Source organism: Nonomuraea antri, from assembly GCF_013283785.1.
In the GTDB taxonomy this organism is placed as follows: Bacteria; Actinomycetota; Actinomycetes; order Streptosporangiales; family Streptosporangiaceae; genus Nonomuraea; species Nonomuraea antri.
On record NZ_JABCPZ010000007.1, the window covers coordinates 74,032 to 98,564 of the forward strand.

Here is a 24,533-nt window from a genome sequence, read left to right on the forward strand (position 1 = left end):
CCGGGCAAAGCCCGCGTCAAGCAGGCAAGGACGCCACGCCCGGCGCGAGGAAGCGCGGCTCGGCGTAGCCGGTCCTGTCCAGGTACGGGGTGATCCCGCCCAGGTGGAACGGCCAGCCGGCGCCCAGGATCATGCACAGGTCGATGTCCTCGGCCGCCGCGACCACGCCCTCGTCGAGCATGATCCGCACCTCCTCGGACAGCGCCCGCAGCACCCGCTCGCGCACCTGCTCGGCCGTTGACGGCCCAGCGGATGGCGGGGTGCCGCCCGCGAACAGCGCCACCGCCTCCTCATCCAGCGAGAAGTCCGGACGGTAGACGCCCGGCTTGCCCGAGGCGACCAGCTTGCCCATGTTCTCCGACACGCCGAACCGGCCGGGGAAGGCCGCGTGCAGCGTCTCGGCCACGTGCAGGCCGACCGCCGGGCCGACCAGCTGCAGCAGCGCGAACGGCGTCATCGGCAGGCCGAGCCCGTCGAGCGAGTGCTCGGCCGTCTCCAGCGGTGTGCCCTCGTCCACGGCCGCGATGACCTCGCCCATGAACCGGGTCAGCAGCCGGTTGACCACGAACGCCGGAGCGTCCTTGACCAGCACCGACGACTTGCGCAGCGACTTGCCGACGGCGAAGGCGGTGGCCAGCGTGGCGTCGTCGGTGGCCGCGCCCTTGATGATCTCCAGCAGCGGCATGACCGCGACCGGATTGAAGAAGTGGAAGCCGACCAGCCGCTCCGGGTGCGCCAGGTCCGCGCCCATTTCGGTCAGCGACAGCGACGAGGTGTTGGTGGCCAGCACGCACCCGGCCGAGACCACGGCCTCCACCTCGGCGAAGACCTGCTTCTTGACCGCCAGGTCCTCGAAGACCGCCTCGATGACGAAGTCGGCGTCGGCGAAGGCGTCCTTGGTCAGCGACCCGGTCACCAGCGCCTTGAGCCGGTTCGCCTGGTCGGCGGACACGCGGCCCTTGCCGAGCAGCTTGTCGACCTCGGCGTGCACGTACCCGACGCCCTTGTCCAGCCGCGCCTGGTCGAGGTCGGTCAGCACGACCGGCACCTCCAGGCGGCGCGCGAACAGCAGCGCCATCTGCGAGGCCATCAGGCCCGCGCCCACCACGCCGACCTTGGTGACCTTGCGCGCCAGCGCCTTGTCGGGCGCGCCCGCGGGCCGCTTGGCCCGGCGCTGCACCAGGTCGAAGGAGTAGAGACCGGCCCGCAGCTCGTCGCTCATCAGCAGGTCGGCCAGCGCCTCGTCCTCGGCCGCGAAGCCCTCGTCACGCGAGGCCGTCTCGGCCAGGGCGATCAGGTCGAGCGCCCGGTAGGGGGCGGGGGAGGCGCCGCGCAGCTTCATGTCCACCAGGAAGCGCGCGTCGCCGACGGCCTTGGCCCAGCCGTCGAAGCTCTGCCGCTCGATCGCGACCTCGCCGCTCAGCACCCGGGACGCCCAGCGCAGCGACTCCTCCAGGAAGTCGGCCGGCTCGAACAGCGCGTCGGCGACGCCCAGCTCGAACGCCTGCTTCCCCTTGATCATCCGGTTCTGGGCCAGCGGGTTCTCGATGATCAGCTTGATCGCGTTCGCCGGGCCGATCAGGCGGGGGAGCAGCTGCGTGCCGCCCCAGCCGGGCACCAGGCCGAGGAAGCACTCGGGCAGCGCGACCGCGGGCACGCCGGCCGAGATCGTCCGGTAGGTGCAGTGCAGCGCGATCTCCAGGCCGCCGCCCATGGCCGCGCCGTTGACGAACGCGAACGACGGCACCGCCAGCTCGCCCAGCCGCCTGAACACGTGGTGTCCCAGCGCGCCGATGGCCAGCGCCTCCTCGCGGGAGGCCACCGTGGCCGCGCCCTTGAGGTCCGCGCCCACGCCGAAGATGAACGGCTTGCCGGTCACGCCGACCGCCGCCAGGTCCGTGCGGGCCGCGATCGCGTCGAGCGCGTCGTTCAGCGCCAGCAGGCCCTGCGGCCCGAACGTGTTCGGCTTGGTGTGGTCGAAGCCGTTGTCCAGGGTGATCAGCGCCATCGTGCCGGCGCCGCCGGGCAGCGTCACATCGCGCACCAGCGCCTTGGTGACGACCTCGCCGGTGTCCTTCGCGCTCAGCAGCGAGCGCCAGGTCTCGATGTCACTCATGCCAGGTTCTCCCAGATCACAGTGCCGCCCATGCCCATGCCGACGCACATGGTGGTGATGCCGTACCGCACGTCGGGACGCTCGCCGAACTGCCGCGCGAGCTGCGTCATCAGCCGCACGCCCGAGGAGGCCAGCGGGTGGCCGAAGGCGATCGCGCCGCCGTACGGGTTGACCCGCGGGTCGTCGTCGGCGATGCCGAAGTGCTCCAGGAAGGCCAGCACCTGCACGGCGAACGCCTCGTTGATCTCGAACAGGCCGATGTCCTCGATGGACAGCCCGGCCAGGCGCAGCGCCCGCTCGGTCGACGGGATCGGGCCGACGCCCATGACCTCGGGGTCGACACCGGCGAACGCGTAGGAGACGAGCCGCATCTTCGGCGTCAGGCCCAGCTCGGCGGCGACGTCGGCGGCCGCGACGATACAGCCGGTGGCGCCGTCGTTGATGCCCGAGGAGTTGCCCGCCGTCACGTTGCCGTGCGGGCGGAACGGCGTCTTGAGCGCGCTCAGCGCCTCCATCGTGGTGCCGGGTCGGGGCGCCTCGTCCTCGACCGCCAGGCCCCAGCCCTTCTCCGCCGTCCTGATCGCGGTGGGCACCAGGTCGGGCTGGATCTTGCCGTCGGCGTACGCCTTGGCCACCTTCTCCTGCGACAGCACCGCGTACGCGTCGGCCCGCTCCTTGCCGATCGACGGGTAGCGGTCGTGCAGGTTCTCCGCCGTCATGCCCATGACCAGGGCGCTCGGGTCGACCAGCTTCTCCGACAGGAAACGCGGGTTGGGGTCGACGCCCTCGCCCATCGGGTGCCTGCCCATGTGCTCGACGCCGCCCGCGATGGCCACGTCGTACGCGCCGAACGCGATGCCGCCCGCGACCGTGGTCACCGCGGTCATCGCGCCCGCGCACATGCGGTCGATCGCGTAGCCGGGCACGCTCTTGGGCAGCCCGGCCAGCACCGCGGCCGACCGGCCGATGGTCAGGCCCTGGTCGCCGATCTGCGTGGTCGCGGCGATCGCGACCTCGTCCACCCGCTCAGGCGGCAGGTTGGGGTTGCGCCTGATGAGCTCGCGGATGACGCGGACGACCAGGTCGTCCGCGCGGGTTTCCGCATACAGCCCCTTCGGCCCTGACCTGCCGAAAGGCGTGCGCACGCCGTCGACGAACACGACGTCACGAGAGGAAGGCACGGATTCGCTCCTCGTTGCTGGATGGTTTCCGCGCCTATGCTACTCGCCGGTAACTACTCCCAGGACGAGGGCGGCGGTGAGCAGCGCGTAGATCACGCCCGTCGCCGGCTCCCAGAGGTGGGCGCGGGCTCCGAGCAGGGCGGCGACCGCTACGGCCGCGCCCGTCCAGAGCGCCGCGCCCCCTCTTGGGCGCGTGCCCCGTCCGGGATCCCAAGGATCGCCAGGTGATCCACCCGAACGCCTCGCACGCGCCAGCATCCCCAGCGCGTCACGTGCCCACCAGAGAAGGAATGACACCCCGGCGGCGGCTGTCGCGAGGGTGAGGACTTCGGTCGCCCAGGTAAGTGCGGCCGCGATGCCGTAGGCGGCGGCGTCGCGGAACAGGCGCGGCAGCGTGCCCCCGAGCAGCACGACGAGCGCCCAGCCCGCGGCCATGCCGAGCCGGCCCGCCGTGCGCCCGCGCTCGCGCGGCGGCACGGCGTACAGTTCGCGCTCGCGGCGGCGCACCGCCCGCATGCGCAGCCCCCAGATCGCCTGGGTGAGCGCCAGTGTGGGCAGCGCGAGCACGAAGACCACCAGGGCGAGTACGGCGAGCGGCAGCGTCTCCTCCCTGGTGGGCGCCCGGTCGGCGAGCACCTGGGCGGATGACAGCAGGGCGAGTGACACGCAGAGCGTGGTGAGCGCGGTCCTGCGCGCGGACCTGGCGCCGGCGCGCAGCGCGGCCACCGCTCGCGCGCCCGGGAGTGGAGGGGTCTCGGTCGAGAGCATGAGGTCATGATGGCGTCACGGTCGGTAGCGATGCCCCTGATTCGCGCGGTTTGGATGGAGCCCTCGCTGTCCATTCCCGCGCTAACATTTTGACAACATGCCATGAAACGTCGGTTTCTGAGTATGCTGCGCGGTGATCTTCGGGTGAAAGGGCCTGCGTGAGCGATTACCGGGACGTCGCTGTTCAGCGCCGGGGAGTTCCGCCCGCGCCGAGGCGTCGCGCGCCGCGTCGCCGCGGCGGGCCGCTGACGCCGGTGGGCTGGGTGGCCATCGTGCTGACCGTGCTGCTGGTGGCCGTCAGCCTCGGCGGGTACGTCTACTACCGCAGCCTCGCCGACGACATCACCCGCAAGCCGGTCGACCCCGGCAAGAGCCGGCCGCCGGACACCGGGGCGCTGAACGTCCTGCTCGTCGGGTCGGACTCGCGCGTGGGCGACAACAAGAAGTACGGCCCGCAGTCGCAGCATCTGGGCGAGCGCACCGACACGATCATGCTGCTGCACCTGTCGCCGAACCGCGACAAGGCCACCATGATCAGCTTCCCGCGTGACTCGATGGTGCTGATCCCCCTGTGCAACCGGCCCGGCGGTGGCACGATCCCGTCCGGGCTGCGCCAGATCAACTCCGCCTTCAACGACGGCGGCATCGAGTGCACCTGGCGGACCATCGAGGCGATCACCGGCATTCGCATCAACCACTACGTCAAGGTCGACTTCACCGGGTTCAAGGGCATCGTGGACGCCATCGGCGGCATCGAGATCTGCCTGCCCAAGCCGGTCAACGACCCCAAGGCCAAGCTGGTGCTCCCGGCGGGCAAGCACGTGGTGAAGGGCGAGCAGGCGCTGGGCTACGTCCGCACCCGCTACGCGCTCGGCGACGGCAGCGACCTCAGCCGCATCACCCGCCAGCAGGTCTTCCTCACCAAGGTGATGCAGAAGGTCACCGACGGCGGCCTGCTGACCGACCCGGGCAGGCTCGACGCCTTCCTGCGGGCCGCGGTCAAGGCGGTGGAGGTGGACGACGACCTGTCGCTCACCCGCATGTTCGACATCGCCAACAGCGTCAAGGGCATGAGCGTCAAGGAGCTCAAGGGCGTCACGGTGCCGGTCGAGGCGTACCCGCAGGACAAGAACCGGGTCCAGTTCAGGGCCGCCGAGGCCAAGGAGTTCTTCGAGCGGGTCAGGAACGACGTCGAGGTCACCGTCCAGGCCAGCCCCGGCGCCAGCCCGGCGCCGAAGATCGAGCACGAGCAGGTCAGGGTCCAGGTGCTGAACGGCACCGGCGAGGCCGGCAAGGCCGGTCAGGTCGCCGCCGAGCTGGCCGCCCAGGGTTTCGTGGTGACCAGCGTCGGCAACGTGGCCAAGACCGACACTACGGCCATCCGCTACGCCAAGAAGGACACCGAGGGCTCGGCCTACGGCGACGCCGTGGCGGCCAGGCTGTCGAAGGACAAGCGCACCCCGGTGGCGGGCAAGGTCAAGCCGCTGACCAGCGAGCCGTACCAGCCGGACGGCGGGGCCAAGTCGGCGGGCAAGGCGCCGACCGGGCCGATCATCCAGCTCGTCATCGGCACGGACTGGCCCGGCGTGCGGGTGCTGTCGGTGATCCCGGACTCGCAGAAGGACAAGGTCGTGGACGCGAAGACCAACCCCTGCCTGTGAGACTCAGGACGGCTCGGGACGACCCAGGGCGACTCAGGGCGACTCGGGGTGGCTCAGGGCGGTTCAGGGTGCGAGGTGCGGCAGCGCGTTGAGTGCCAGCAGGACGCCGGCGATGGCCAGCGTCCAGCTGACGGCGTTCGCCGTGTGCTTGGTCATCCACGCGCGTAGCCGCTCCAGCTTCGGCTCCAGCCAGGACCTGGCCACGGCCCGCAGCGCGAGCAGCGCCAGCGGGGGCAGGATCATGACCAGCACGTAGCCGCCCAGCACCGGCACCCACTGCCCGGCGGGCAGCTCCGAGGTGGTCATGATGCCGACGGCGGCCAGGTAAGGCATCATCGTGGCCACCTCGAGCAGCCCCGCGGTGAGCGCCAGCGCCACCATCACCCGCGGGCCGCCGACGCGCGGCTCGAAGCGGTGCGCCGGCTTGCCCAGCTTCGCGCGCCGCTTGGGGTCGACCTGGTAGCTCAGCGCGAACAGCCCCGCGCCGAGCGCGAACTGCGCCCAGTACGCCGGTGTGCTGCGCAATGCCTCGCCGAAGTGCTCCAGCAGGGTGGAGAGCCCGAGCATGAGCGCCACGCCGACCAGGAAGTAGAACCCGGCCACGGTGGCCAGATAGATCAGCAGCCGGGGCGTCTGCGCACGCTCCGAGGCGAGCAGCAGGTAGACGGGGATGCCCAGGGTGCCGAAGCTGGTGCTGTCGACCAGCGCGAGAGCGGCCAGGGCGAGCAGCAGGCCGATGGTCACCTCACCGAGGATGCCGCCGGCGCCGGCGCCGGGCATCCTGCTGCGGGCCGAACCCCGCCTACATCTTTCTGCCTACCCGCCCGGACGGTCCCGTTCCCGCCTGCCCGTCAGGCGGTCACGCCCGCGTCCACCGGGATGGTGGCGCCGGTGATGTTGCGCCCGCCCGGGCCGGCCAGGTGCGCGACGGTGGCCGCGATGTCCTCGGGCGAGCAGTACCGGCCGAGCGCGGTGTAGGCGCGCTCGCCGTCGGCCTCCGGGCTGTCGGCCGGGTTCATCTCGGTGTCGGTGGAGCCGGGGGTGACCAGGTTGGCGGTGATGCCGCGCGGGCCGAGGTCGCGGGCCAGGCCCTTGACCAGCCCGCCGAGCGCCGCCTTGCTCATCGCGTACAGCGTCCAGCCCGGGTAGGGCACGCGTTCGGCGAGGCTGCTGCCGATCACCACGATCCTGCCGTCCGCGCTCAGGTGCCGCGCCGCGGCCTGCGCCAGCACGAACGAGGCCCGCGCGTGCACCGCCAGCGTCGTGTCCACCTCCGCCGGCGTCACCTCCTCCAGCGGCCCGTACGGCGCGATGCCCGCGTTGCTCACCAGCACGTCGATGCCGCCCAGCGCGGCGACCGTCCGCTCGACGGCGGCGACCGGCTCGGCCGGGTCCGCCGCCGCCATGCGCAGGACCAGCGACCGGCCGCCGGCCGCCTCGATGTCCTTGGCCACGGCCTCGGCCCGGTCGCGCGCCTGGGCGTAGGTGATGGCCACGTCGAAACCGTCGGCGGCCAGGCGGCGGGCGATGGCCGCGCCGATGCCCCTGCTGCCACCGGTGACCAAGGCGACCTTGCGTGTCATGGTTGTCTCCCCTAATCGGAATGGGTTCCGCTTAGGGGAGACTAAGCGGAATCCATTCCGGTTCGCAAGTGATGGGAGGATGGACCGTGTGAAACGCGAGCGCACCGACGCGGCGCGAAACCGGGCGAAGATCCTCGCCGCGGCGGCCGGCATCGTGGCCGAGCACGGCGTGTCAGGGCTGTCGATGGCCGAGGTGGCCGCGGCGGCCGGGGTCGGGGTCGGCACGCTCTACCGGCGCTTCGGCGACCGGTCGGGGCTCGCGTACGCGCTCATCGACCAGCGGGAGCGCGAGCTCCAGGCCGCGTTCCTGGAGGGGCCGCCGCCGCTGGGCCCGGGCGCGCCGCCCGCCGCCCGGCTGCGCGCGTTCCTGCACGCCCTGACCGACAGGACGGTGGCGCAACTCGACCTGCTGCTCATGGCCGAGACCGCGGGCGCGTTCGCCCGCTTCAGCGGGGCCTACCAGGCGCACCACGCCCACGTGGCGATGCTGCTCGCCCAGGTGAAGCCGGGCGCCGACACCTCCAGCCTGGCCGACGCGCTGCTCGCGCCGCTCGCCGCGCCGCTGCTGGCCTACCGGCTGCGGGAGTGCGGGGTGAGCGTGGAACGCGTCAAGGCGGCACTCGACGCCCTGGCCGAAGGACTCGCGGGCACCTGAGCGGCCGCACCTGAGATCCGGACCCGGCGGCGGGGCTTGAGTGGCGGGGCCTGGGCGGCGTCAGAGTTCGGCGGTCATGAGCAGGTCGAGCAGGCCGGGGAAGCGGGCGTTGAGGTCGTCGGCGCGCAGCGTGATGAACTGCTTGCGCCCCTCCGGCCGCTGGTAGATCACGCCGGCCTCGCGCAGCACCCGCCAGTGCGTGGTCAGCGTCGACTTGGGCACGCCGGGCACGATCGAGCCGCAGAACCGCTCTTCGCCCGAGCTCAGCGCGCGCACGATCTGGGCGCGCACGGGGTGGCCGAGCGCCGCGAGCACGTCCAGCAGGTTGATCTGGTCGCGTGACGGGTGCAGCATGCTCCGATTGTACGCATGTCCCGGACAGTGATTTGACGAACGGCCGACAACTGTACGAGTATCTCGAACCGTACGAATTTCCCGAACTATCGTAAGTGAGAGATCGTGACATATCGTCCGGGTTGGACCCTCGCGTTGCTGGCGCTTTCCCAGCTCATCACCGCACTCGACTTCTTCATCGTCTTCGTGGCGCTGCCCGACATCGGGCGAGATCTCGGCTTCTCCGCGCAGACCCTGCAATGGGTGGCCAGCGCGTACGCCGTCTCGTACGGCGGTTTCCTGCTGCTCGGCGGCCGGGCGGCCGACCTGCTGGGGCACCGGCGGATGTTCGTGGCGGCGCTGGCGCTGTTCGCGATCTCGTCGCTGGCCGGCGGGCTGGCCGGCAGCCAAGGGCTGCTCGTCGCCGCGCGCGCGGTGCAGGGCCTGGGCGGCGCGTTGCTCTTCCCCGCCACCCTGGCGCTGGTCAACACCAGGTTCGAGGAGGGGGCCGCGCGCAACAGGGCGCTCGGCGTGTGGAGCGGCGCGGGCGCGAGCGGGCTGGCGCTCGGCTCGCTGCTCGGCGGGCTGCTGACCGGCGCGTGGGGCTGGCAGGCGGTCTTCTACGTCAACGTGCCGCTGGCCGCGCTGGCGATCGCCGGCGCCTACCTGCTGATCCCCGCCGACGGCCCGCGCGCCCGCGGCCGCCGCTTCGACCTGCCGGGCGCGGTGCTGGCCACCGCCGGGGTGAGCCTGCTCGCCTACGCGCTCATCCAGGGCCCCGAGTCCGGCTGGACGTCCGCGCCGATCCTGGTCGGCGTCGTGCTGGCGGCCGCGTTGCTGGCCGCGTTCCTCGCGGTCGAGAGGCGCGGCGCCGACCCGCTCATGCCGCCGCGCCTGCTCGGCAACCGCAGCCTGAGCTCGGCCATCGCCGTCATCCTGGTCTTCGGCGCCACGTTCAACGCGTTGCCGTACTTCCTGACCGTCTACTTCCAGAACGTGCTCGGCTACGGCGCGGTGGCGACCGGGCTGGCGTTCCTGGTGCCCGCGCTGCTGATCGCGCTCGGGACGCAGCTCGGCGGGCGGCTCGCGGGCCGGATCGGCATGCGCGCCACGCTGCTCATCGGCACGGTCGGCGGCGCCGCGGGCACCGCGCTGCTGGCGTTCGGCGTGGCCGCGGACGGCTCGTACGCCGGCGTCCTGCCCGGCATCGTCGTCATGGGCGTCAGCCAGGGGCTCACCTGGACCGGCATGTGGATCGCGGCGGCCACCGGGGTCGCCGACGGCGAGCAGGGCGTGGCCTCCGGCCTGGCCTCCACCGCGCTGCAGGTCGGCTCGGCACTCGGACTGGCGGTGCTGGTGGCCGCCGGCGGGCTGGGACACGCGAGCGGCCCGGCGCTCGCAACCGGCCTGCGTACCGCGGTGTTCATCGCGGCGGCGGGGATGCTGCTCGGCACCGGAGTGGCACTCACCTTCGCCAGGCGGCGCGCGGCCGCGCCCGCGCTCGTCTGAGACGCACGTCCACCTGCGAGAAGGAGCTGTGATGTACGACGTCGCGATCGCCGGCGGCGGCCCCGTGGGCCTGCTGCTGGCCGCCGAGCTGGCCCTGCAGGGAGTCAGGCCGGTGGTGCTCGAACGGCTGGCGATGCCGTCGGGCGAGTCCAAGGCGGGCACGCTGCACGCGCGCACCGCGCAGAGCCTCGACCGGCGCGGCCTGCTCGGCGCGGTCGGCCGGTCGAGCACGGGCAGCGTGAGCTTCCACTTCTCCGGCATGTTCGGGCTCGACCTGGGCGCGGTGGCGCAGGAGGGCGTCAGCATCGTGGGCAGCCCGCAGTCCTGGGCCGAGCAGGTCTTCGCCCGCCGCGCCGCCGCGCTCGGCGCGGAGATCAGGCGCGGGCAGGAGGTCACCGGGCTGGTCCAGCACGACGACCACGTGGTGCTCACGGTCAACGGGCGCGAACTGGCCGCGCGCTACGTCGTCGGCGCGGACGGCGCGCGCAGCACGGTGCGCACGGCGGCGGGCATCCCGTTCACCGGCACGCCCGCCGGGGTCGCCGCGCTCATGGGCGACGTACGCCTGCTCGACCCGTACGGCGTGCCGCCCGGCTACACCCGCACCCCGCGAGGCTGGATCATCGTCTGGCTGAACCCGGCCGGGCACAGCCGCGTCACCACCTACGACTTCCGCGCCCCGCACGCCGACCGGCAGGCCCCGGTCACCCTGGACGAGCTGCGCGCGGCGGCCGAACACATCCTGGACCGGCCGGTCCCGATGGCCGACCCGGGCGCCCTGTCCAGGTACGGCGACGCCGCGCTGCAGGCCGAGACGTACCGCGCGGGCCGGGTGCTGCTGGCCGGCGACGCCGCGCACGTGCACTTCCCGTGGGGCGGCCAGGGCCTGAACACCGGGCTCGAGGACGCGTTCAACCTGGGCTGGAAACTGGCCGCCGAGGTGCGGGGGCACGCGCCGGCCGGCCTGCTCGACAGCTACCACGCCGAGCGGCACCCGGTGGGCGCCCGGGTGTTGTGGAACGTGCGCGCGCAGACCGCGCTGGCGAACCCCGACCCCGCGGTCGACCCGCTGCGCGAGCTGTTCGCCGAGCTGATGCGCTTCGACGAGGTCAACGAGCACCTGAGCGGCATGATCAGCGGCGTGCGCACCGCCTACGACGTGGGCGTGCCGGGAGCCGGGCGGATGGCCGTGGACCTGGAGCTGAAGACCGGCGACGGCCCGGTCACGCTGGTGGAGCTGCTGCGGGCGGGCCGGCCGCTGTTGCTCGACCTGGCCGGCCGCGACGACCTGGTGGCCGAGGCGGCGGGCTGGGCCGGCCGGGTGGACGTGGTGCGCGCGAGCGCCGCGCATCCCGCCGACGCGCTGCTGATCAGGCCGGACGGGTACGTGGCGTGGACCTCCGAGGCCACCGGCCATCCGCTGCGGGCCGCACTCGAACGCTGGTTCGGCGAATGTGACGCAGCGTGACTTTAGGAAAACATGTGAAATTTCCGGACAAGTGGTGGTCGATTCTGTTAGGAAAGGTCGCGTTCCGTATTCGAACGAGAAGGGTTCATCGTGTCGCGCGACGAGAACGACAGGCCGTACGAGGATGGGCAGGGGAGGTCGTTAGATCCGACGATGACCGGAGACGTGCTGTCCCCGCGCTGGAGCACCGAGGACACCGACGAGCAGCCGGCCATCCAGGTCTCGCCCAACGGGACGTACATCCTTCCCCCTGACCAGGGCACGCAGGGCGGCGCGCAGGGCGGCGCGGGCGAGGCCGGCGACCCGCACGACGTGCTGGGCGCGACGCGATACTCCGACCCGGCCAGTGGCCCGCACCACGCGTTCGCCGCCCTGGACGCGGCGGCGGCGGGAGCCACCGGCGGGGGCGCCGCGGACGCGTCCGCCGACGGGCTCGACGAGCCCCGCCACGACGCCGACCTGTACGCCGACCCGTACGCCGACGCCGACCCGTACGCCGAGCTGCGCTCCGCCACCGACCCGTACACCGACGCGGACCCGCGCTCGGACGGCGACCCGTACACCGACGCCGACCTGCGTTCCGACGCCGACCTGCGCTCGGACAGCGGCCCGCATGCCGTCGAGGAGCCCGGCTACCTGCCGCTCGACCAGGGCTACGAGTCCACGCTCGACGACGAGCCGGACAGGACCCGCCGCGGCTTCCTCGGCTCGGGCTGGACCGACGACGGAGACGACCTGACCGGCCGGCGCTCGGGCGCGGACCGGGAGGTGCGCCGGCGTGCCCGGGTGCTGGTGCTGGCCGCGGCCACGGTGGTGCTGGTGGGCGTCGGCGCGGGCTGGCTGCTGACCGGCACGTCGTCCGATGACCCGTGCGGGGGCGGCCGCTGCGCGAGCGCCGAGCGGGTGTCGTCGCCGGCCGATTCCGTGCCCGTCGAGCCCGACGCGGTCCTGCCGGAACCCACCGATTCGGGCGCGGTCCCACCGACCGGGTCAGCGACCGTAACCCCCACTCCGACCGCGACGCGCGTGCGTCCGACGCGGGTGCCCACCACCCGGCCGTCGGCCACGCGCACCGCCGCGCCCGTCAAGCCCACCGCCCAGCCCACGCGCGACATCGAGGGCGAGATGCAGGACGCGGGCGGCGAGCCGCAGGGCGTCAAGAACGAGGAGAAGGCGACCGAGCAGCCCGCGACGAAGCCGCCGACCAAGCAGCCGGCCGGCCAGCCCACCTCGCAGGCCCCGGCGCCGACCACCCAGGCCCCCGCGCCCACCCCGTCGGAGAGCAAGAAGGGCGGCGGGCTGCTGGACATCCTGTTCCCCTGGTGAGCATGTAAGGATGCGGAGACCGGCGCCGGTCCGCGCGTGCCGGGCAGTGCGCGTATGGCACACTGGAAACCGCTTTCCGGGGAGGTCTCGTGGTCACGCTGGAAGACGTCGCCAAGCAGGCGGGCGTCTCGCTCGCCACCGCCTCGCGCGTGCTCAACGGCAGCACGCGCCAGGTGGGCGCGGCGTTGCGGTCGCGCGTCGAGCGGGCCGCCGACGAGCTGGGCTACCGGGCCAACATCGCCGCTCAGACCCTGGCGCGGGGCGCCGCGAACGTCATCGGGATCGTCGTCCACGACCTGACCGACCCGTACTTCGCGGCGCTGGCCGACGGGGCGATGCGCGCGGCGGCCACGGAGAAGCTGCTGGTCATGGTGGGCACCACACATCGCGACCCGGAGCAGGAGATCGCCTACGTGGCCACGCTGCACGCCCAGCGGGTGCGCGCGGTGCTGCTGGCCGGCTCGCGCGTCTCCGATCCTGACGTGACCGACCGGCTCCGCGCCGAACTGGCCAGATACCGCTCCGGCGGCGGCCGGGTGGCCTGCGTGGGCCAGGACCTGCTCGACGTCGACACCGTGGCCCCGGCCAACCGGGAGGGCGCGGCGGCGCTGGCCCGCTCGCTGGCCGGGCTCGGGCACACCAGGTTCGCCGTGCTCGCCGGCCCGCCGCACCTCATGACGGCGGCCGACCGGTGCGCCGGGTTCGTCGCGGCCGTCGAGGAGCTGGGGCTGCCCGCGCCGCGGGTGGTCCACGGGCCGTTCGACCGCGACGGCGGGCACGCGGCCGCCGCCCAGACCGGGGACGCCACCTGCGTGTTCGCGGTCAACGACGTGATGGCGGTGGGCGCGCTGGCCGCCTACAGGGAGCGTGGCGTGCGGGTGCCCGAGGACGTCTCGGTGGCCGGGTTCGACGACATCGTCACGCTGCGTGACCAGGTGCCCGCGCTGACCACCGTACGGCTGCCGCTCACGGACATGGGGGCGCGGGCCCTGGAACTGGCCTTGGCCGACGGCGACGAGCCGGTGGTCGAGCGGGTGGCCGGCGAGGTCGTCCTGCGGGAGAGCGTACGGAGACTGGCATGACCGACGCGGCGAGACGGAGGACGGCGTGAAGCTGGCGCTCAGCACGCTCGGGTTGCCCGGCGAGGGGCTCGACCGGGCGATCGAGATCGCGGCCGGGCACGGGTGCCAGGGGCTGGAGCTGCGGCTGCACCCCGACACGGGCGTGCACACCGGCCTGAGCGCCGGCGAGCGGCGGTCGGTGCGCGAGCGGGTGGAGCGGGCCGGTCTAGAAATTTCCGCCGTCGCCGGATATGTCCGCATCTGTGAGCCTGGGCCGGACGAACCGGTCGTCGACGCGCTCCTCGCCGACCTGCGCCTGGCCGCCGACCTCGGCGCTCCTGGCGTCCGGGTGTTCCCGCGCGGCGACGACCCGGCGATCGGCGCGCGCAGGCTCAAGGCCGTCTCCGGCGAGGCCGCCGACCTCGGCCGGCGCGTGCTCGTCGAGACGCACGACCTCATGGCGACCGGCGCGGCCGTGGCCGGGCTGCTGGCCGAGGCCGGCTGCCCCGGCACCACCGGCGCGCTCTGGGACCTGCTGCACCCGTGGCGCAACGGCGAATCCCCGGCCGACACGCTCGCCGCGCTCGCGCCCACGCTGGCCTACGTCCAGGTCAAGGACGCCGTCTCGGCCGACGACACCACGCCGGTGCCGCTCTGGACGGGCGCGGTGCCGCTGGACGAGGCAGGCGAGCTGCTGCGTTCGGCCGGCTACGACGGCTGGGTGTCCCTGGAGTGGGAACGCACCTGGTATCCGCGGGTGGCGCCGGTCGAGGAGATCCTGCCGGGGGCGGCCGAGTGGGTGCGGCGGTTCAGCGCCTAGGGCTTTCGGCGCTTAGATAGGGGAATGCCCGAGTTGAGAAACAAGGTGCTCGTCGTCGGCATGGACGGCCTGCGCTTCGACCGCATCGCCGCCGCAGGCGCGCCCGTGCTGGGCGGGCTGATGTCCGCCGGCGCGTACGGCACCAGCAAGCTCCCCTACGGCGAGCCCGACGCCCCGCGCACCGAGTCCGCCGGCGAGGTGGTGCCCGAGCTCGCCCTCTCCCGCGACGACGGGACGGTGCGGACGATCAGGTCGCGCACCGACTCCGGTCCCGGATGGTCGTCCATCGCCACCGGGGTCTGGCCGGACAAGCACGGCGTCGTGGACAACGGCTTCTACGCGCCCCAGTACACGAAATATCCGGACTTCTTGACCCGGGCCAAGGCGGCCCGCCCCGACCTGTTCACCTCCGCCTTCTTCTCCTGGGCCGCACTCGACGAGAACGGCGCCTTCAGCCGCTCCATCGACCACCGGCACGTGCTCGACGGGTTCGCGCTCACGTTCGCCACCTGCGACAAGCAGATCGCCGAGGCCGCCGAGCGGCACCTGGCCCAGGACGACCCCGACCTCACGTTCGTCTACCTGGGCGACACCGACGAGGTGGCGCACGAGCTCGGGCCGCTGTGCCCCGAGTACACCGCCGCGCTGCTGACCCAGGACGCCTACCTGGGCCGCCTGCTCGACGCGGTCCGGGGGCGGGCGTCGTACGCGGGGGAGCGCTGGACCGTGCTGATCACCACCGACCACGGCCACGTCGACGCCGGCGGCCACGGCGGCACCTCCGACGCCGAGCGCACGGTGTTCGTCATCGCCGCCCGCCTCGGCGAGGACCTGGGCGGGCGCCCGCTCGGGGAGCCCCGGCTGGTGGACGTCGCCCCGACCGCGCTGGCCGCCCTGGACGTGCCCGTCGACCCGGCCTGGGACCTGGACGGGACGCCCCTGGCGTGGTGACCGCGTTCGTCGGGGGATTGTTCATCGGGTGTTGAATTCTTGCCGTGAAAGCGTGAGACTCGTGACAGGACGCTGAACGGCGGGGGTACCGACGATGACAACGGCACTGGACTTCTCCGAGATCGACGGCGGGATGCTCGCCGAGGTCGGTGGCAAGGCCGCCAACCTCGGCGAGCTGACCAGGGCGGGGCTGCCGGTGCCACCCGGCTGGGCGCTCACCACCGACGCCTACCGCCAGGCCGCCGACCAGGCCGGACTCGCCGCCCTCATCGCCGCCCACACCACCCCGCCCTCCTCACTCCACGGGACCCCGGCCCCCGACGGCGGGAACGCGTTCGCGGCCGAGGCCAGGCGCCGGCTCCTGGAAACCCCCGTCCCCCCGCAGGTGCGCGAGGCGGTCCTGAAGGCCTACGCCGCGCTCGGCGACGACGTCCCGGTCGCGGTGCGGTCGTCGGCCACCGCCGAGGACCTGCCGTTCGCCAGCTTCGCCGGCCAGCAGGACACCTATCTCAACGTGGTCGGCCCCGACGCGCTGATCGACGCCGTCCGCCGCTGCTGGGCCTCGCTGTGGACCGACCGCGCGGTCGCCTACCGCGAGTCCAACGGCATCGACCACGCGGTGGTGCGACTCGCGGTGGTCGTCCAGGTGATGGTGGACGCCACGGCGGCCGGGGTGATGTTCACCGCGAACCCGGTGACGGGCACCCGCCGCGAGGTCGTCATCGACGCCGCGCCCGGGCTCGGCGAGGCCGTCGTGTCCGGCGCGGTCAACCCGGACCGCTTCATCGTCGGCGACGGCAGGATCCGCGAACGCCACGCCGGTGACAAGCTGCTGAGCATCCACGCGCTCCCCGGCGGCGGCACCGAACGCCGCCAGGCCAACCACGACGGGCTCTGCCTGACCGACCGGCAGGTGCTCGACCTGGCCGCGCTCGGCGCCCGCGTCGAGGAGCACTACGGCGCGCCGCAGGACACCGAATGGGCCGTGGACGCCGAAGGCCGCCTCTGGCTGACCCAGGCCAGGCCGATCACCACCCTGTATCCACTGCCCGAGACCACCAGGCCGGGCCTGCGCGTCTACTTCTCGCTCAACGTCGCCCAGGGCGTGATGGGCCCGCTCACCCCGGCCGGGCTGTCGGCGTTCCGGCTGATCACCGCGGGCGCGGCCGGCCTGTTCGGCCACGGCCCCGCGGACCCGCTGGACGGGGCGCCGTTCATGGCGGTGTCCGGGCAGCGGGTGTGGTTCGACATCACCACGGCCGTGCGCAGCCGGGCGGGCCGGGCGATCCTGCCGCGCGCGCTCGCGCTGGGCGAGGCCCGCGCCGTCGGCATCATGCGTGAGCTGTTCGACGACCCGCGGCTGTCGCTGATCCACACCGCCCGCCGGCCGGTGGCGGCCAAGGTCAGGCGCTTCCTGGGACGCATCCACGCGCCGTCGCGCGCCTTGCAGGCGCTGACCCGCCCCGACCGCGCGCTCGCCCGCACCCGCAGGCTCGGCGCTGAACTGGACGCCCGGCTCGCGCTGCCCGCCACCGCCACCCCGGCCGAACGGCTGGACCACGCGATCCGCATGATCCACGGCACCTTTCCGATCATCATCTCGATCATGCCGGTCGCGATCACCGGGTACGCGCTGTTCGCGCTGGCGTCCCGGCTGTCCGGGGTGCCCATCGCCGACATGCAGGACGTCCTGCGCAGCGTCCCCGGCAACCCGACCACCGAGATGGACCTGCGGCTGTGGGCGCTGGCCGGGCGCATCGAGCCCGAGCCGTTCCTGAGCGAGCCGGTGACCGAGCTGACCCGCCGCTACCAGGCGGGCGAGCTGCCGCCCGGCGCCCAGCGGGAGATCGCCGCGTTCCTGGCCGAGTACGGCCACCGCGGCGTGGCCGAGATCGACCTGGGCCTGCCGCGCTGGTCGGAGAACCCGGCGCACCTGCTCGGCGTCCTGGCCAACTACCTGCGCCTGGACGGCGGCGGCGACCTGGCGCCCGACGTGCTGTTCGCCAAGGGCGCGGTCGCGGCCGAGGCGGCGATCGACCGGGTGGCGGCGCTGGCCGGGCGCAAGGGCAGGCTGCGCGCGGCGGTCGTGCGCTTCGCGCTCGGCCGGACCAGGAAGCTGGTGGGCATCAGGGAGCTGCCCAAGTTCTACGCGGTCAAGATCCTCGCCGGGGTGCGGCGCAGCCTGCTGGTGGTGGGGGAGCACCTGGTGTCGGCCGGGGTGATCGAGTCCGCTCACGACGTGTTCTTCCTCGGCCTGGACGAGGCGCGGGCCGCGCTGCCCGGCGGCGGCGACCTGCGTGGCCTGGTGGCCGAGCGGCGGGCGGCGTACGAGCGGGAGTCGCGGCGCAGGCACGTGCCCCGGGTGATGCTCTCTGACGGCACCGAGCCCGAGTCGCGCTCCACGGCGGCGCAGGAGGGAGCGCTGACCGGCACGGCCGCCTCCGCGGGCACGGTCACCGGCCCGGCGCGGGTGGTGCTCGACCCGGTCGGCGCCCACCTGGAGCCCGGCGAGATCCTGGTGTGCCCGTCGACCGACCCGGGCTGGACTCCGCTGTTCCTCACGGCCGGCGGCCTGGTGATGGAGATGGGCGGCGCGATGTCGCACGGCGCGGTGGTGGCCCGCGAGTACGGGATCCCGGCTGTCGTGGGCGTGCCGGACGCCACGCACCGCGTCACCACCGGGCAGGAGATCACGGTCAACGGCGCGGCGGGCACCGTGACGGTGGTCGAAGAGGGGTCCTCCGGATGAGGGATGCCCGGCGTCCACCCGGGTGATGCCGCCCGCGCCCGTCCGCCGGGAGGCTCGAAGGCATGACGGCGATAGAGGTCGAGGACCTCCACAAGAGCTACGGCGGGACCCGGGCGGTGGACGGCGTGTCGTTCACGGTGGCGGCGGGTGAGACGTTCGGGATCGTGGGGCACAACGGCGCGGGCAAGACCACCACCGTGCAATGCCTGACCGGGCTGCGCAGCCCCGACAGCGGGAGCGTGCGCGTGCTCGGCCTGGACCCGGCGGCGCGGCGGCGTCGGCTCGCCCAGCGGGTCGGCGTGCAGTTGCAGGAGAGCGAGCTGCCCGACAGGCTGCGCGTCGCCGAGGCGCTGCGGCTGTTCGCGGCCTTCTACGACAGTCCTGACGACTGGCGGGCGGTGCTGGAGCGCTGGGGCCTGGCGCCGCTGCGCAACAAGGCGTTCGGCGACCTGTCGGGCGGGCAGAAGCAGCGGCTGCAGCTCGCGCTGGCCCTGGTGGGCCGGCCGGAGCTGGTCGTGCTCGACGAGCTGACCACCGGGCTCGACCCGGTCGCCCGCCGCGAGACGTGGACGCTGATCGGCGATCTCAAGGCGTCGGGCACCACCGCCGTGCTGGTCAGCCACTTCATGGACGAGGCCGAGGAGCTGTGCGACCGGGTCGCGGTGTTCGGCCACGGCCGCATCGTGGCGCTCGGCACCCCGCGCGAGCTCGTCGAGCGGACCGGCACCGGCTCGTTCGAGCAGGCCTACCTCGCGCTGGCCGAGGGAGGCGTCCGATGAAGGCGATCGCCCGCCTGTCGCTCGCGGAGCTGACGCTGCTGGCCAGAGACCCGGGCAGCCTGTTCTTCATGGTGGCCTTCCCGATGATGCTGCTCGTGCTGAACAGCGGCAACGACCGGCTGGACATCTTCGTGCCCAGCTACATGGCGATGATCCTGGCCATCGGCGGCATCGCCGCGCTGCCCGGCATCATGGCCACCTACCGGGAACGCAAGGTGCTGCGCCGCCTGGCCACCACGCCGGTCTCGCCGTTCGCGCTGCTCGCCGGGCAGGTGGTGGCGCAGCTCGTGATGGGGCTGGCCGGGTCGCTCATCGTGGTGGGCACCGGGGTGCTGGCGTTCGGCGTGGACCTGCCCGCGCATCCGCTGATGCTGGCGCTGTCGTTCGTGTTGTGCGCGCTGACGTGCTGCGCCATCGGCTTCGTGATCGCCGCCATCGCGCCCCGCGGCAGGGTCGCGGACCTGCTGGGCATGCTGGTCATGTTCCCGATGATCTTCCTGGCCGGCGCGGCCATCCCGCGCGAGGGGCTGCCGGAGCCGCTGCGCAGGATCGGCGACTACCTGCCGCTCAGCCAGGGCGTGACCGCGCTGCGTGAGAGCTGGTTCGGCGCGCCCACGGCGACGCCGCTGCTGATCCTGGCCGGGATAATCGTGGTGAGCACGGCCGTGGCGGCGGCGCTGTTCCGTTGGGAGTGATCGACAGATGTCGGAGTCGGGCTGGTTACGCGCCTTCCACCTGCTGTTCTACGGCTGCCTCGGGCTCGCGGCCACGGTGTCCGTGCTGCGGCTCGGCCCCGATCCCGTCACGGTCGGCGCGCTCGCCGTGATCGCCGCCTGGTACGGCTGGTTCGTGGCGCGCCGGCCCGGCCTGCTCGAACGGCTGCACCCGATGGGCTGGCACCTGCTGGTGCTGCTCGGGCTGCTGTTCGTGCTCATCTCGCGCGACCCGCTGTTCGAGATCATGGTGTTCGGCATGGTGGCGCTGCCGTACGTGATGCTGCCGTACCGGTGGGGGCACGTCGGGGCGGTGCTGCTCGTGCTGGTGGCCGCCCAGGCGAGCGGGCGGATCGAGGAGGCCGTCCGCCAGCCGGTCGTGCTGGCGGTGCTGGCCGGGAACTTCGCGCTGGTCATCGTCATGGGGACGTTCGTGCAGGCCCTCGTCAAGCACGGCGAGCAGGCCAGGACGGTGGGCACGCTGGAGGAGCGGGCCAGGCTGGCCAGGGAGATCCACGACACCCTCGCCCAGGGCTTCAGCGGCATCATCACGCAACTGGAGGCCGCCGAGCAGGCCGGCGCCGAGCCGGAGGCGGTACGCGCGCGCATCGCGGTGGCCAAGCGGCTGGCCCGCGAGAGCCTCAACGAGGCCAGGCGCTCGGTCGAGGCGCTGCGGCCAGAGCCGCTGGAACACGCCGAGCTGCCCGAGGCGCTGTCGGCCGTCGCCGAGCGCTGGAGCGACGGCATCGGCGTCCCGGTGTCGGTCGCGGTCGACGGCGAGCCGCGCCGGCTGCCCAGGGAGGTGGAGACGACCGTGCTGCGCGCCGCCCAGGAAGCGCTCGCCAACGTGGCCAAACACGCCAAGGCCGGACGGGCCGCGCTCACCCTGTCGTACATGGACGACCAGGTCACGCTGGACGTGCTGGACGACGGCGCCGGCTTCGACCCCGGCGCCGCGGCCGGCGGCTACGGGCTGGTCGCGATGCGCGAACGGGCCGAGCGCTCCGGCGGTACGGTGATCGTGGAGTCCACCCCGGGCGAAGGGACCGCGTTGTGCCTGAGCATCCCCTGCGCCTGATGATCGTCGACGACCACCCGGTGGTCCGCGACGGGCTGCGCGGCATGTTCGACGGCGTGCCCGACATCGCGGTGGTGGCCGAGGCGGGCGACGGCCACGAGGCGCTCGCCCGGGCGCGCGCCGAGCGGCCCGAGGTCGTGCTGATGGACCTGCGCATGCCCGGGCTCGACGGCGTCGGCGCCATCGAGCGCCTGCACGCCACCCATCCGGGGATCCGCGTCATCGTGCTGACCACCTACGACACCGACGCGGACGTCTCGCGCGCGCTGGCCGCGGGCGTGGCCGGCTACCTGCTCAAGGACGCGCCACGGGAGACCCTGCACCAGGCCGTGCGCACGGCCGCCGCGGGCGGGCGGGTGCTCGCGCCCGCGATCACGTCCAGGCTGATGGACGGCCTGGCGCCGGAGCGGGGCGGCACGCCCAGCCCGCGCGAGCTGGAGGTGCTCAGGCTGATCGCCAGGGGCGCGGCCAACAAGGAGGTCGCCCGCGCCCTGCTGATCAGCGAGACCACCGTGAAGACCCATCTCAAGCACGTCTTCGCCAAGCTCGGCGTCGACAACCGGGCCGCCGCGGTGGTGGCCGCGCTGGAACGCGGCCTGCTCTGAGCGGGCTCAGAGCACCACTTCGGCGTAGCGGGTCTTCATGGTGGCGAGCACGTCGTCGGGGTCGGCGGCCCAGACGTCGGCGTTGAAGATCTCCACCTCGATGTCGCCGGTGTAGCCGGCCGCCAGCACCGCCCGGGTGATCGGCGCGAAGTCGATCACGCCGTCGCCCATCATGCCCCGGCCGAGCAGCACGTCGGCGGGCAGCGGGTGCAGGTAGTCGCACACCTGGTAGGAGGCGATCCTGTCGCCGGCCCTGGCGATGTCGTCGAACAGGCGCGGGTCCCACCACACGTGGAAGGTGTCGACCACCACGCCGACCTGCTCGCCCGGGTACGCCAGGCTCAGGTCGAGCGCCTGGCCGAGCGTGGACAGCACCGCCCGGTCCGGGCAGTAGATCGGGTGCAGCGGCTCCAGGGCCAGCCTGACCCCGCGCTCGCCGGCGTACGGCGCGAGCACCGACAGCGCCTCGGCCACACGCTCGCGCGCCGCGCCGACGTCGCGGGTGAAGCCGGCGGGCAGCGGCTCGCCCGGCTTGACCCCGGGCAGCCCGCCGACGACCAGCACCAGGCAGGCCGCGTCCAGCTCGGCGGCCTCGTCGATGGCGCGCCGGTTGTCGTCGAGCGCGGCGGCGAACGCCTGCCGGCCCTCCTCGCCTGGCAGCCCGCCCGCGGTCAGGAAGCCGCCACGGCACAGCGATGACACCCGCAGCCCGGCCGCGCGCACCAGCTTGACGCTCTCGGCCAGGCCCTGCTCGGCCACCTTCTCCCGCCACAGCCCGACCGCCTCCAGGCCGTGACGCACGCAGCCGTCGACCGCCTCGGCGACCGACCACCTGCGGGTGGTCCACTGGTTCAGCGACAGACTCATAGCCCGTGCACCGCCAGCAGGGCCCGCATCCGGCGCACGGCCAGCTCCTGGTCGGCCAGCAGCCCGGCCTGGTCGGCCAGGCGGAACACCTCGGCCAGGTGCGTCAGCGACCGCGCCGACTGGGCGCCGTTGACCATCGCGAACGCGTCCTGGTGGCCGTTCAGCCAGGCCAGGAACACGATGCCGGTCTTGTAGTGGTAGGTCGGCGTCTCGAAGATCTTCCGCGACAGGGCGACCGTGGGGGCCAGGATGGCGTCGTACTCGGCCAGCAGCCGCTCGCGGCCGGCCTCGTCGCAGGCGGACTCGGCCGCGTCCAGCACGTGCAGCGCGGCGGCCGCGGCCGGGGCGATCGCGTCGAAGATGCCCAGCAGCGCGTGCGAGCCGGACTTGATCAGCGACGGGTAGTTGAAGTCGTCGCCGGTGTACAGCCTGACCCCGGCCGGCAGCGCGGCGCGCAGGCCGATCTCGTGCTCCTCGTCCAGCAGCGACACCTTCACGCCGTCGACCATCCCGGCGTGGGCGTGGATCAGCTCCAGGAACGAGTCGGTGGCCGCCGCGACGTCGCGCGAGCCCCAGTATCCGGCCAGCTGCGGGTCGAACATCTCGCCCAGCCAGTGCAGGATCACCGGCCGCTCGGCCAGCCCGAACAGCTTGCCGTACACCTGGTGGTAGTCGGCGGGCCCGGTGGCGGCGCGGGCGAGCTGGCGCGAGGCCATGACGATCACGCCCGCGCCGGCCGCCTGCACGGTCTCGATCTGCTCGGCGTACGCGGCGGTGATCGTGGACAGGTCGGCCGCGCCCGGCGCGTGGTCGGTGCCCGCGCCGCAGGCCACCAGCCGCGCCGGGTCGCCGAAAGCGCGGGCCTCGGCGGCGCTGCGCGTGATCAGCTCCTTGGTCGCGGCCCAGTCCAGGCCCATGTTGCGCTGGGCGGTGTCCATGGCGTCGGCCACGCGCAGTCCGTGCCGCCACAGGTGGTGACGGAAGGCCAGCGTGGCGTCCCAGTCGACGGCGGCGGGGGAGCCCGGCGTGTTGTCGCCGAGCGGGTCGGCCACCACGTGCGCCGCCGCGTAGACCACCCGGCTCGTGGCCGGGGTGTCGAGCACCGGCCAGGTCACCGGGTCGCGCAGCTCGTACGCGCCGCCGGGCAGGTCGATTCTCACAGCGCCGGCACCTCGATCCTGCGGCCCTCGGCCGACGAGCGCAGGCCCAGCTCGGCCAGCTGCACGCCGCGGGCCCCCGAGGCGAAGTCGTTCGGGAACGGCGCGTCCTCCAGCACGTGCCGGACGAACATCTCCCACTGGATCTTGAACCCGTTGTCGAACTCGGCGTTGTCCGGCACTTCCTGCCAGTCGTCGCGGAAGCGGGCGGTGACCGGCAGGTCGGGGTTCCAGACCGGCTTCGGGGTGGTGGCGCGCGACTGGGCGCGGCAGTTGCGCAGGCCGGCGACGGCGCTGCCGTGCGTGCCGTCCACCTGGAACTCCACCAGTTCGTCGCGGTTGACGCGGACCGTCCAGGAGGAGTTGATCTGCGCGATCACGCCGCCTTCGAGCTCGAAGATCCCGTACGCGGCGTCGTCGGCGGTGGCGTCGTACGGCTTGCCCTGCTCGTCCACGCGGGCGGGGATGTGCGTGACGGCCTTGGCGTAGACGGACTCGACCCGGCCGAACAGGTTCTCCAGCACGTAGTGCCAGTGCGGGAACATGTCGAGCACGATGCCGCCGCCGTCCTCGGCCCGGTAGTTCCAGGACGGGCGCTGCGCCTCCTGCCAGTCGCCCTCGAACACCCAGTAGCCGAACTCGCCGCGCACCGACAGGATCTGACCGAAGAAGCCGCCGTCGATCAGCCGCTTCAGCTTGAGCAGGCCGGGCAGGAAGAGCTTGTCCTGCACGACGCCGTTCTTGACGCCCTTGGCGGCGGCGGCCTCGGCCAGCGCGACGGCCTCCTGCACCGACTCGGCCGTGGGCTTCTCGGCGTAGATGTGCTTGCCCGCGTCGATGGCCTTGAGCACGGCCTGCACCCGGGCGGTGGTGACCTGGGCGTCGAAGTAGATCAGGTTGGCGTCGTCGGCGAGCGCGGCGTCGAGGTCGGTGGTGAAGTCCGCGATCCCGTGCCTGGCCGCCAGGTCGGCGAGCTTGTCGGCGTTGCGCCCGACGAGGACGGGGTTGAGCTTCACCCTGGAGCCGTCGGAGAGCGCGACGCCGCCCTGCTCGTTGATGGCCAGGACGGAGCGGACCAGGTGCTGGCGGTAGCCCATCCGGCCGGTGACGCCGTTCATCACGACGCCGATGGTGCGCACGCTCATGGGATTCC

At 73.2% G+C, this 24,533-nt stretch carries 22 protein-coding genes; 13 read left to right on the forward strand and 9 right to left on the reverse strand.

The features are described from left to right. Positions 1–16: 16 nt before the first annotated feature. Genes HII36_RS03995 through HII36_RS04005 form a run of 3 tightly spaced genes read right to left on the reverse strand, consistent with a single transcriptional unit; the run spans position 17 to position 4,065 of the window. Positions 17–2,116, reverse strand: coding sequence for a 3-hydroxyacyl-CoA dehydrogenase NAD-binding domain-containing protein (locus HII36_RS03995; RefSeq protein ID WP_173521645.1), 2,100 nt, complete (start codon positions 2,114–2,116; stop codon positions 17–19). Then, positions 2,113–3,297 (reverse strand): thiolase family protein, encoded by a 1,185-nt coding sequence (locus tag HII36_RS04000; RefSeq protein WP_173521646.1) that lies wholly within the window; start codon positions 3,295–3,297, stop codon positions 2,113–2,115. The genes HII36_RS03995 and HII36_RS04000 overlap by 4 nt, the downstream gene beginning before the upstream one ends. Positions 3,298–3,336: 39 nt before the next feature. Continuing rightward, positions 3,337–4,065 (reverse strand): hypothetical protein, encoded by a 729-nt coding sequence (locus HII36_RS04005; protein WP_173521647.1) that lies wholly within the window; start codon positions 4,063–4,065, stop codon positions 3,337–3,339. Between the two features lie 263 nt (positions 4,066–4,328). Here HII36_RS04005 and HII36_RS04010 point away from each other — a divergent pair, with 263 nt between their 5' ends. Continuing rightward, positions 4,329–5,726: an LCP family protein gene (locus tag HII36_RS04010; RefSeq protein WP_328807579.1), complete on the forward strand. Its 1,398-nt coding sequence runs from the start codon at positions 4,329–4,331 to the stop codon at positions 5,724–5,726. Between the two features lie 63 nt (positions 5,727–5,789). Here the strand turns inward: HII36_RS04010 and HII36_RS04015 are convergent, their stop codons facing one another. Both HII36_RS04015 and HII36_RS04020 read right to left on the reverse strand, forming a co-directional pair. Beyond that, complete coding sequence (locus HII36_RS04015; protein ID WP_173521649.1) at positions 5,790–6,470, reverse strand: GAP family protein; 681 nt, start codon at positions 6,468–6,470, stop codon at positions 5,790–5,792. A 107-nt stretch (positions 6,471–6,577) separates the two neighbouring features. Next, positions 6,578–7,309 carry an SDR family NAD(P)-dependent oxidoreductase gene (locus HII36_RS04020; protein WP_173521650.1) on the reverse strand — a complete coding sequence of 244 codons (732 nt, stop codon included), beginning with the start codon at positions 7,307–7,309 and terminating at the stop codon, positions 6,578–6,580. 79 nt (positions 7,310–7,388) lie between these two features. Here HII36_RS04020 and HII36_RS04025 point away from each other — a divergent pair, with 79 nt between their 5' ends. Beyond that, on the forward strand, positions 7,389–7,964 hold the full coding sequence (locus tag HII36_RS04025; RefSeq protein WP_173521651.1) for a TetR/AcrR family transcriptional regulator: 576 nt from the start codon (positions 7,389–7,391) through the stop codon (positions 7,962–7,964). 60 nt (positions 7,965–8,024) lie between these two features. Here HII36_RS04025 and HII36_RS04030 read toward each other — a convergent pair whose 3' ends face one another. Further along, positions 8,025–8,318 carry an ArsR/SmtB family transcription factor gene (locus tag HII36_RS04030; protein WP_173521652.1) on the reverse strand — a complete coding sequence of 98 codons (294 nt, stop codon included), beginning with the start codon at positions 8,316–8,318 and terminating at the stop codon, positions 8,025–8,027. 105 nt (positions 8,319–8,423) lie between these two features. Between HII36_RS04030 and HII36_RS04035 the strand changes: the two genes are divergently transcribed. From HII36_RS04035 to HII36_RS04085, 11 genes are all read left to right on the forward strand, one after another. After that, entirely contained in the window at positions 8,424–9,806 is a 1,383-nt protein-coding gene (locus tag HII36_RS04035) for an MFS transporter (RefSeq protein WP_328807580.1), read from the forward strand. 31 nt (positions 9,807–9,837) lie between these two features. Next, positions 9,838–11,274: an FAD-dependent monooxygenase gene (locus tag HII36_RS04040; protein WP_173521653.1), complete on the forward strand. Its 1,437-nt coding sequence runs from the start codon at positions 9,838–9,840 to the stop codon at positions 11,272–11,274. A 153-nt stretch (positions 11,275–11,427) separates the two neighbouring features. Continuing rightward, entirely contained in the window at positions 11,428–12,600 is a 1,173-nt protein-coding gene (locus HII36_RS04045; RefSeq protein ID WP_173521654.1) for a hypothetical protein, read from the forward strand. 89 nt (positions 12,601–12,689) lie between these two features. Beyond that, a complete protein-coding gene (locus HII36_RS04050; RefSeq protein WP_173521655.1) occupies positions 12,690–13,682 on the forward strand; it encodes a LacI family DNA-binding transcriptional regulator in 993 nt (330 codons plus the stop codon). Positions 13,683–13,707: 25 nt separating this feature from the next. After that, the gene (locus HII36_RS04055) at positions 13,708–14,481 is read left to right on the forward strand and encodes a sugar phosphate isomerase/epimerase family protein (protein ID WP_173521656.1); all 774 of its coding nucleotides are present in this window, start codon (positions 13,708–13,710) and stop codon (positions 14,479–14,481) included. A 24-nt stretch (positions 14,482–14,505) separates the two neighbouring features. Continuing rightward, positions 14,506–15,432 (forward strand): alkaline phosphatase family protein, encoded by a 927-nt coding sequence (locus HII36_RS04060; protein ID WP_173521657.1) that lies wholly within the window; start codon positions 14,506–14,508, stop codon positions 15,430–15,432. A 94-nt stretch (positions 15,433–15,526) separates the two neighbouring features. Next, positions 15,527–18,181, forward strand: a complete 2,655-nt coding sequence (locus HII36_RS04065) for a PEP/pyruvate-binding domain-containing protein (protein WP_173521658.1) — start codon at positions 15,527–15,529, stop codon at positions 18,179–18,181. 62 nt (positions 18,182–18,243) lie between these two features. Then, on the forward strand, positions 18,244–18,960 hold the full coding sequence (locus HII36_RS04070) for an ABC transporter ATP-binding protein (RefSeq protein ID WP_173521659.1): 717 nt from the start codon (positions 18,244–18,246) through the stop codon (positions 18,958–18,960). Beyond that, positions 18,957–19,655: an ABC transporter permease gene (locus HII36_RS04075; RefSeq protein ID WP_173521660.1), complete on the forward strand. Its 699-nt coding sequence runs from the start codon at positions 18,957–18,959 to the stop codon at positions 19,653–19,655. The genes HII36_RS04070 and HII36_RS04075 overlap by 4 nt, the downstream gene beginning before the upstream one ends. Positions 19,656–19,662: 7 nt before the next feature. Beyond that, entirely contained in the window at positions 19,663–20,751 is a 1,089-nt protein-coding gene (locus HII36_RS04080) for a sensor histidine kinase (RefSeq protein WP_173521661.1), read from the forward strand. Then, on the forward strand, positions 20,727–21,356 hold the full coding sequence (locus HII36_RS04085; RefSeq protein WP_328807581.1) for a response regulator transcription factor: 630 nt from the start codon (positions 20,727–20,729) through the stop codon (positions 21,354–21,356). Before HII36_RS04080 ends, HII36_RS04085 begins: the two co-directional genes overlap by 25 nt. Before the next feature lie 6 nt (positions 21,357–21,362). Here HII36_RS04085 and HII36_RS04090 read toward each other — a convergent pair whose 3' ends face one another. The 3 genes from HII36_RS04090 to HII36_RS04100 are packed head-to-tail and all read right to left on the reverse strand — an operon-like array spanning position 21,363 to position 24,525. Then, positions 21,363–22,223 carry a sugar phosphate isomerase/epimerase family protein gene (locus HII36_RS04090; protein WP_173521662.1) on the reverse strand — a complete coding sequence of 287 codons (861 nt, stop codon included), beginning with the start codon at positions 22,221–22,223 and terminating at the stop codon, positions 21,363–21,365. Further along, positions 22,220–23,383: a dihydrodipicolinate synthase family protein gene (locus HII36_RS04095; protein WP_173521663.1), complete on the reverse strand. Its 1,164-nt coding sequence runs from the start codon at positions 23,381–23,383 to the stop codon at positions 22,220–22,222. The genes HII36_RS04090 and HII36_RS04095 overlap by 4 nt, the downstream gene beginning before the upstream one ends. Then, the gene (locus HII36_RS04100) at positions 23,380–24,525 is read right to left on the reverse strand and encodes a Gfo/Idh/MocA family protein (RefSeq protein WP_173521664.1); all 1,146 of its coding nucleotides are present in this window, start codon (positions 24,523–24,525) and stop codon (positions 23,380–23,382) included. Before HII36_RS04100 ends, HII36_RS04095 begins: the two co-directional genes overlap by 4 nt. Between the last annotated feature and the right edge of the window lie 8 nt (positions 24,526–24,533).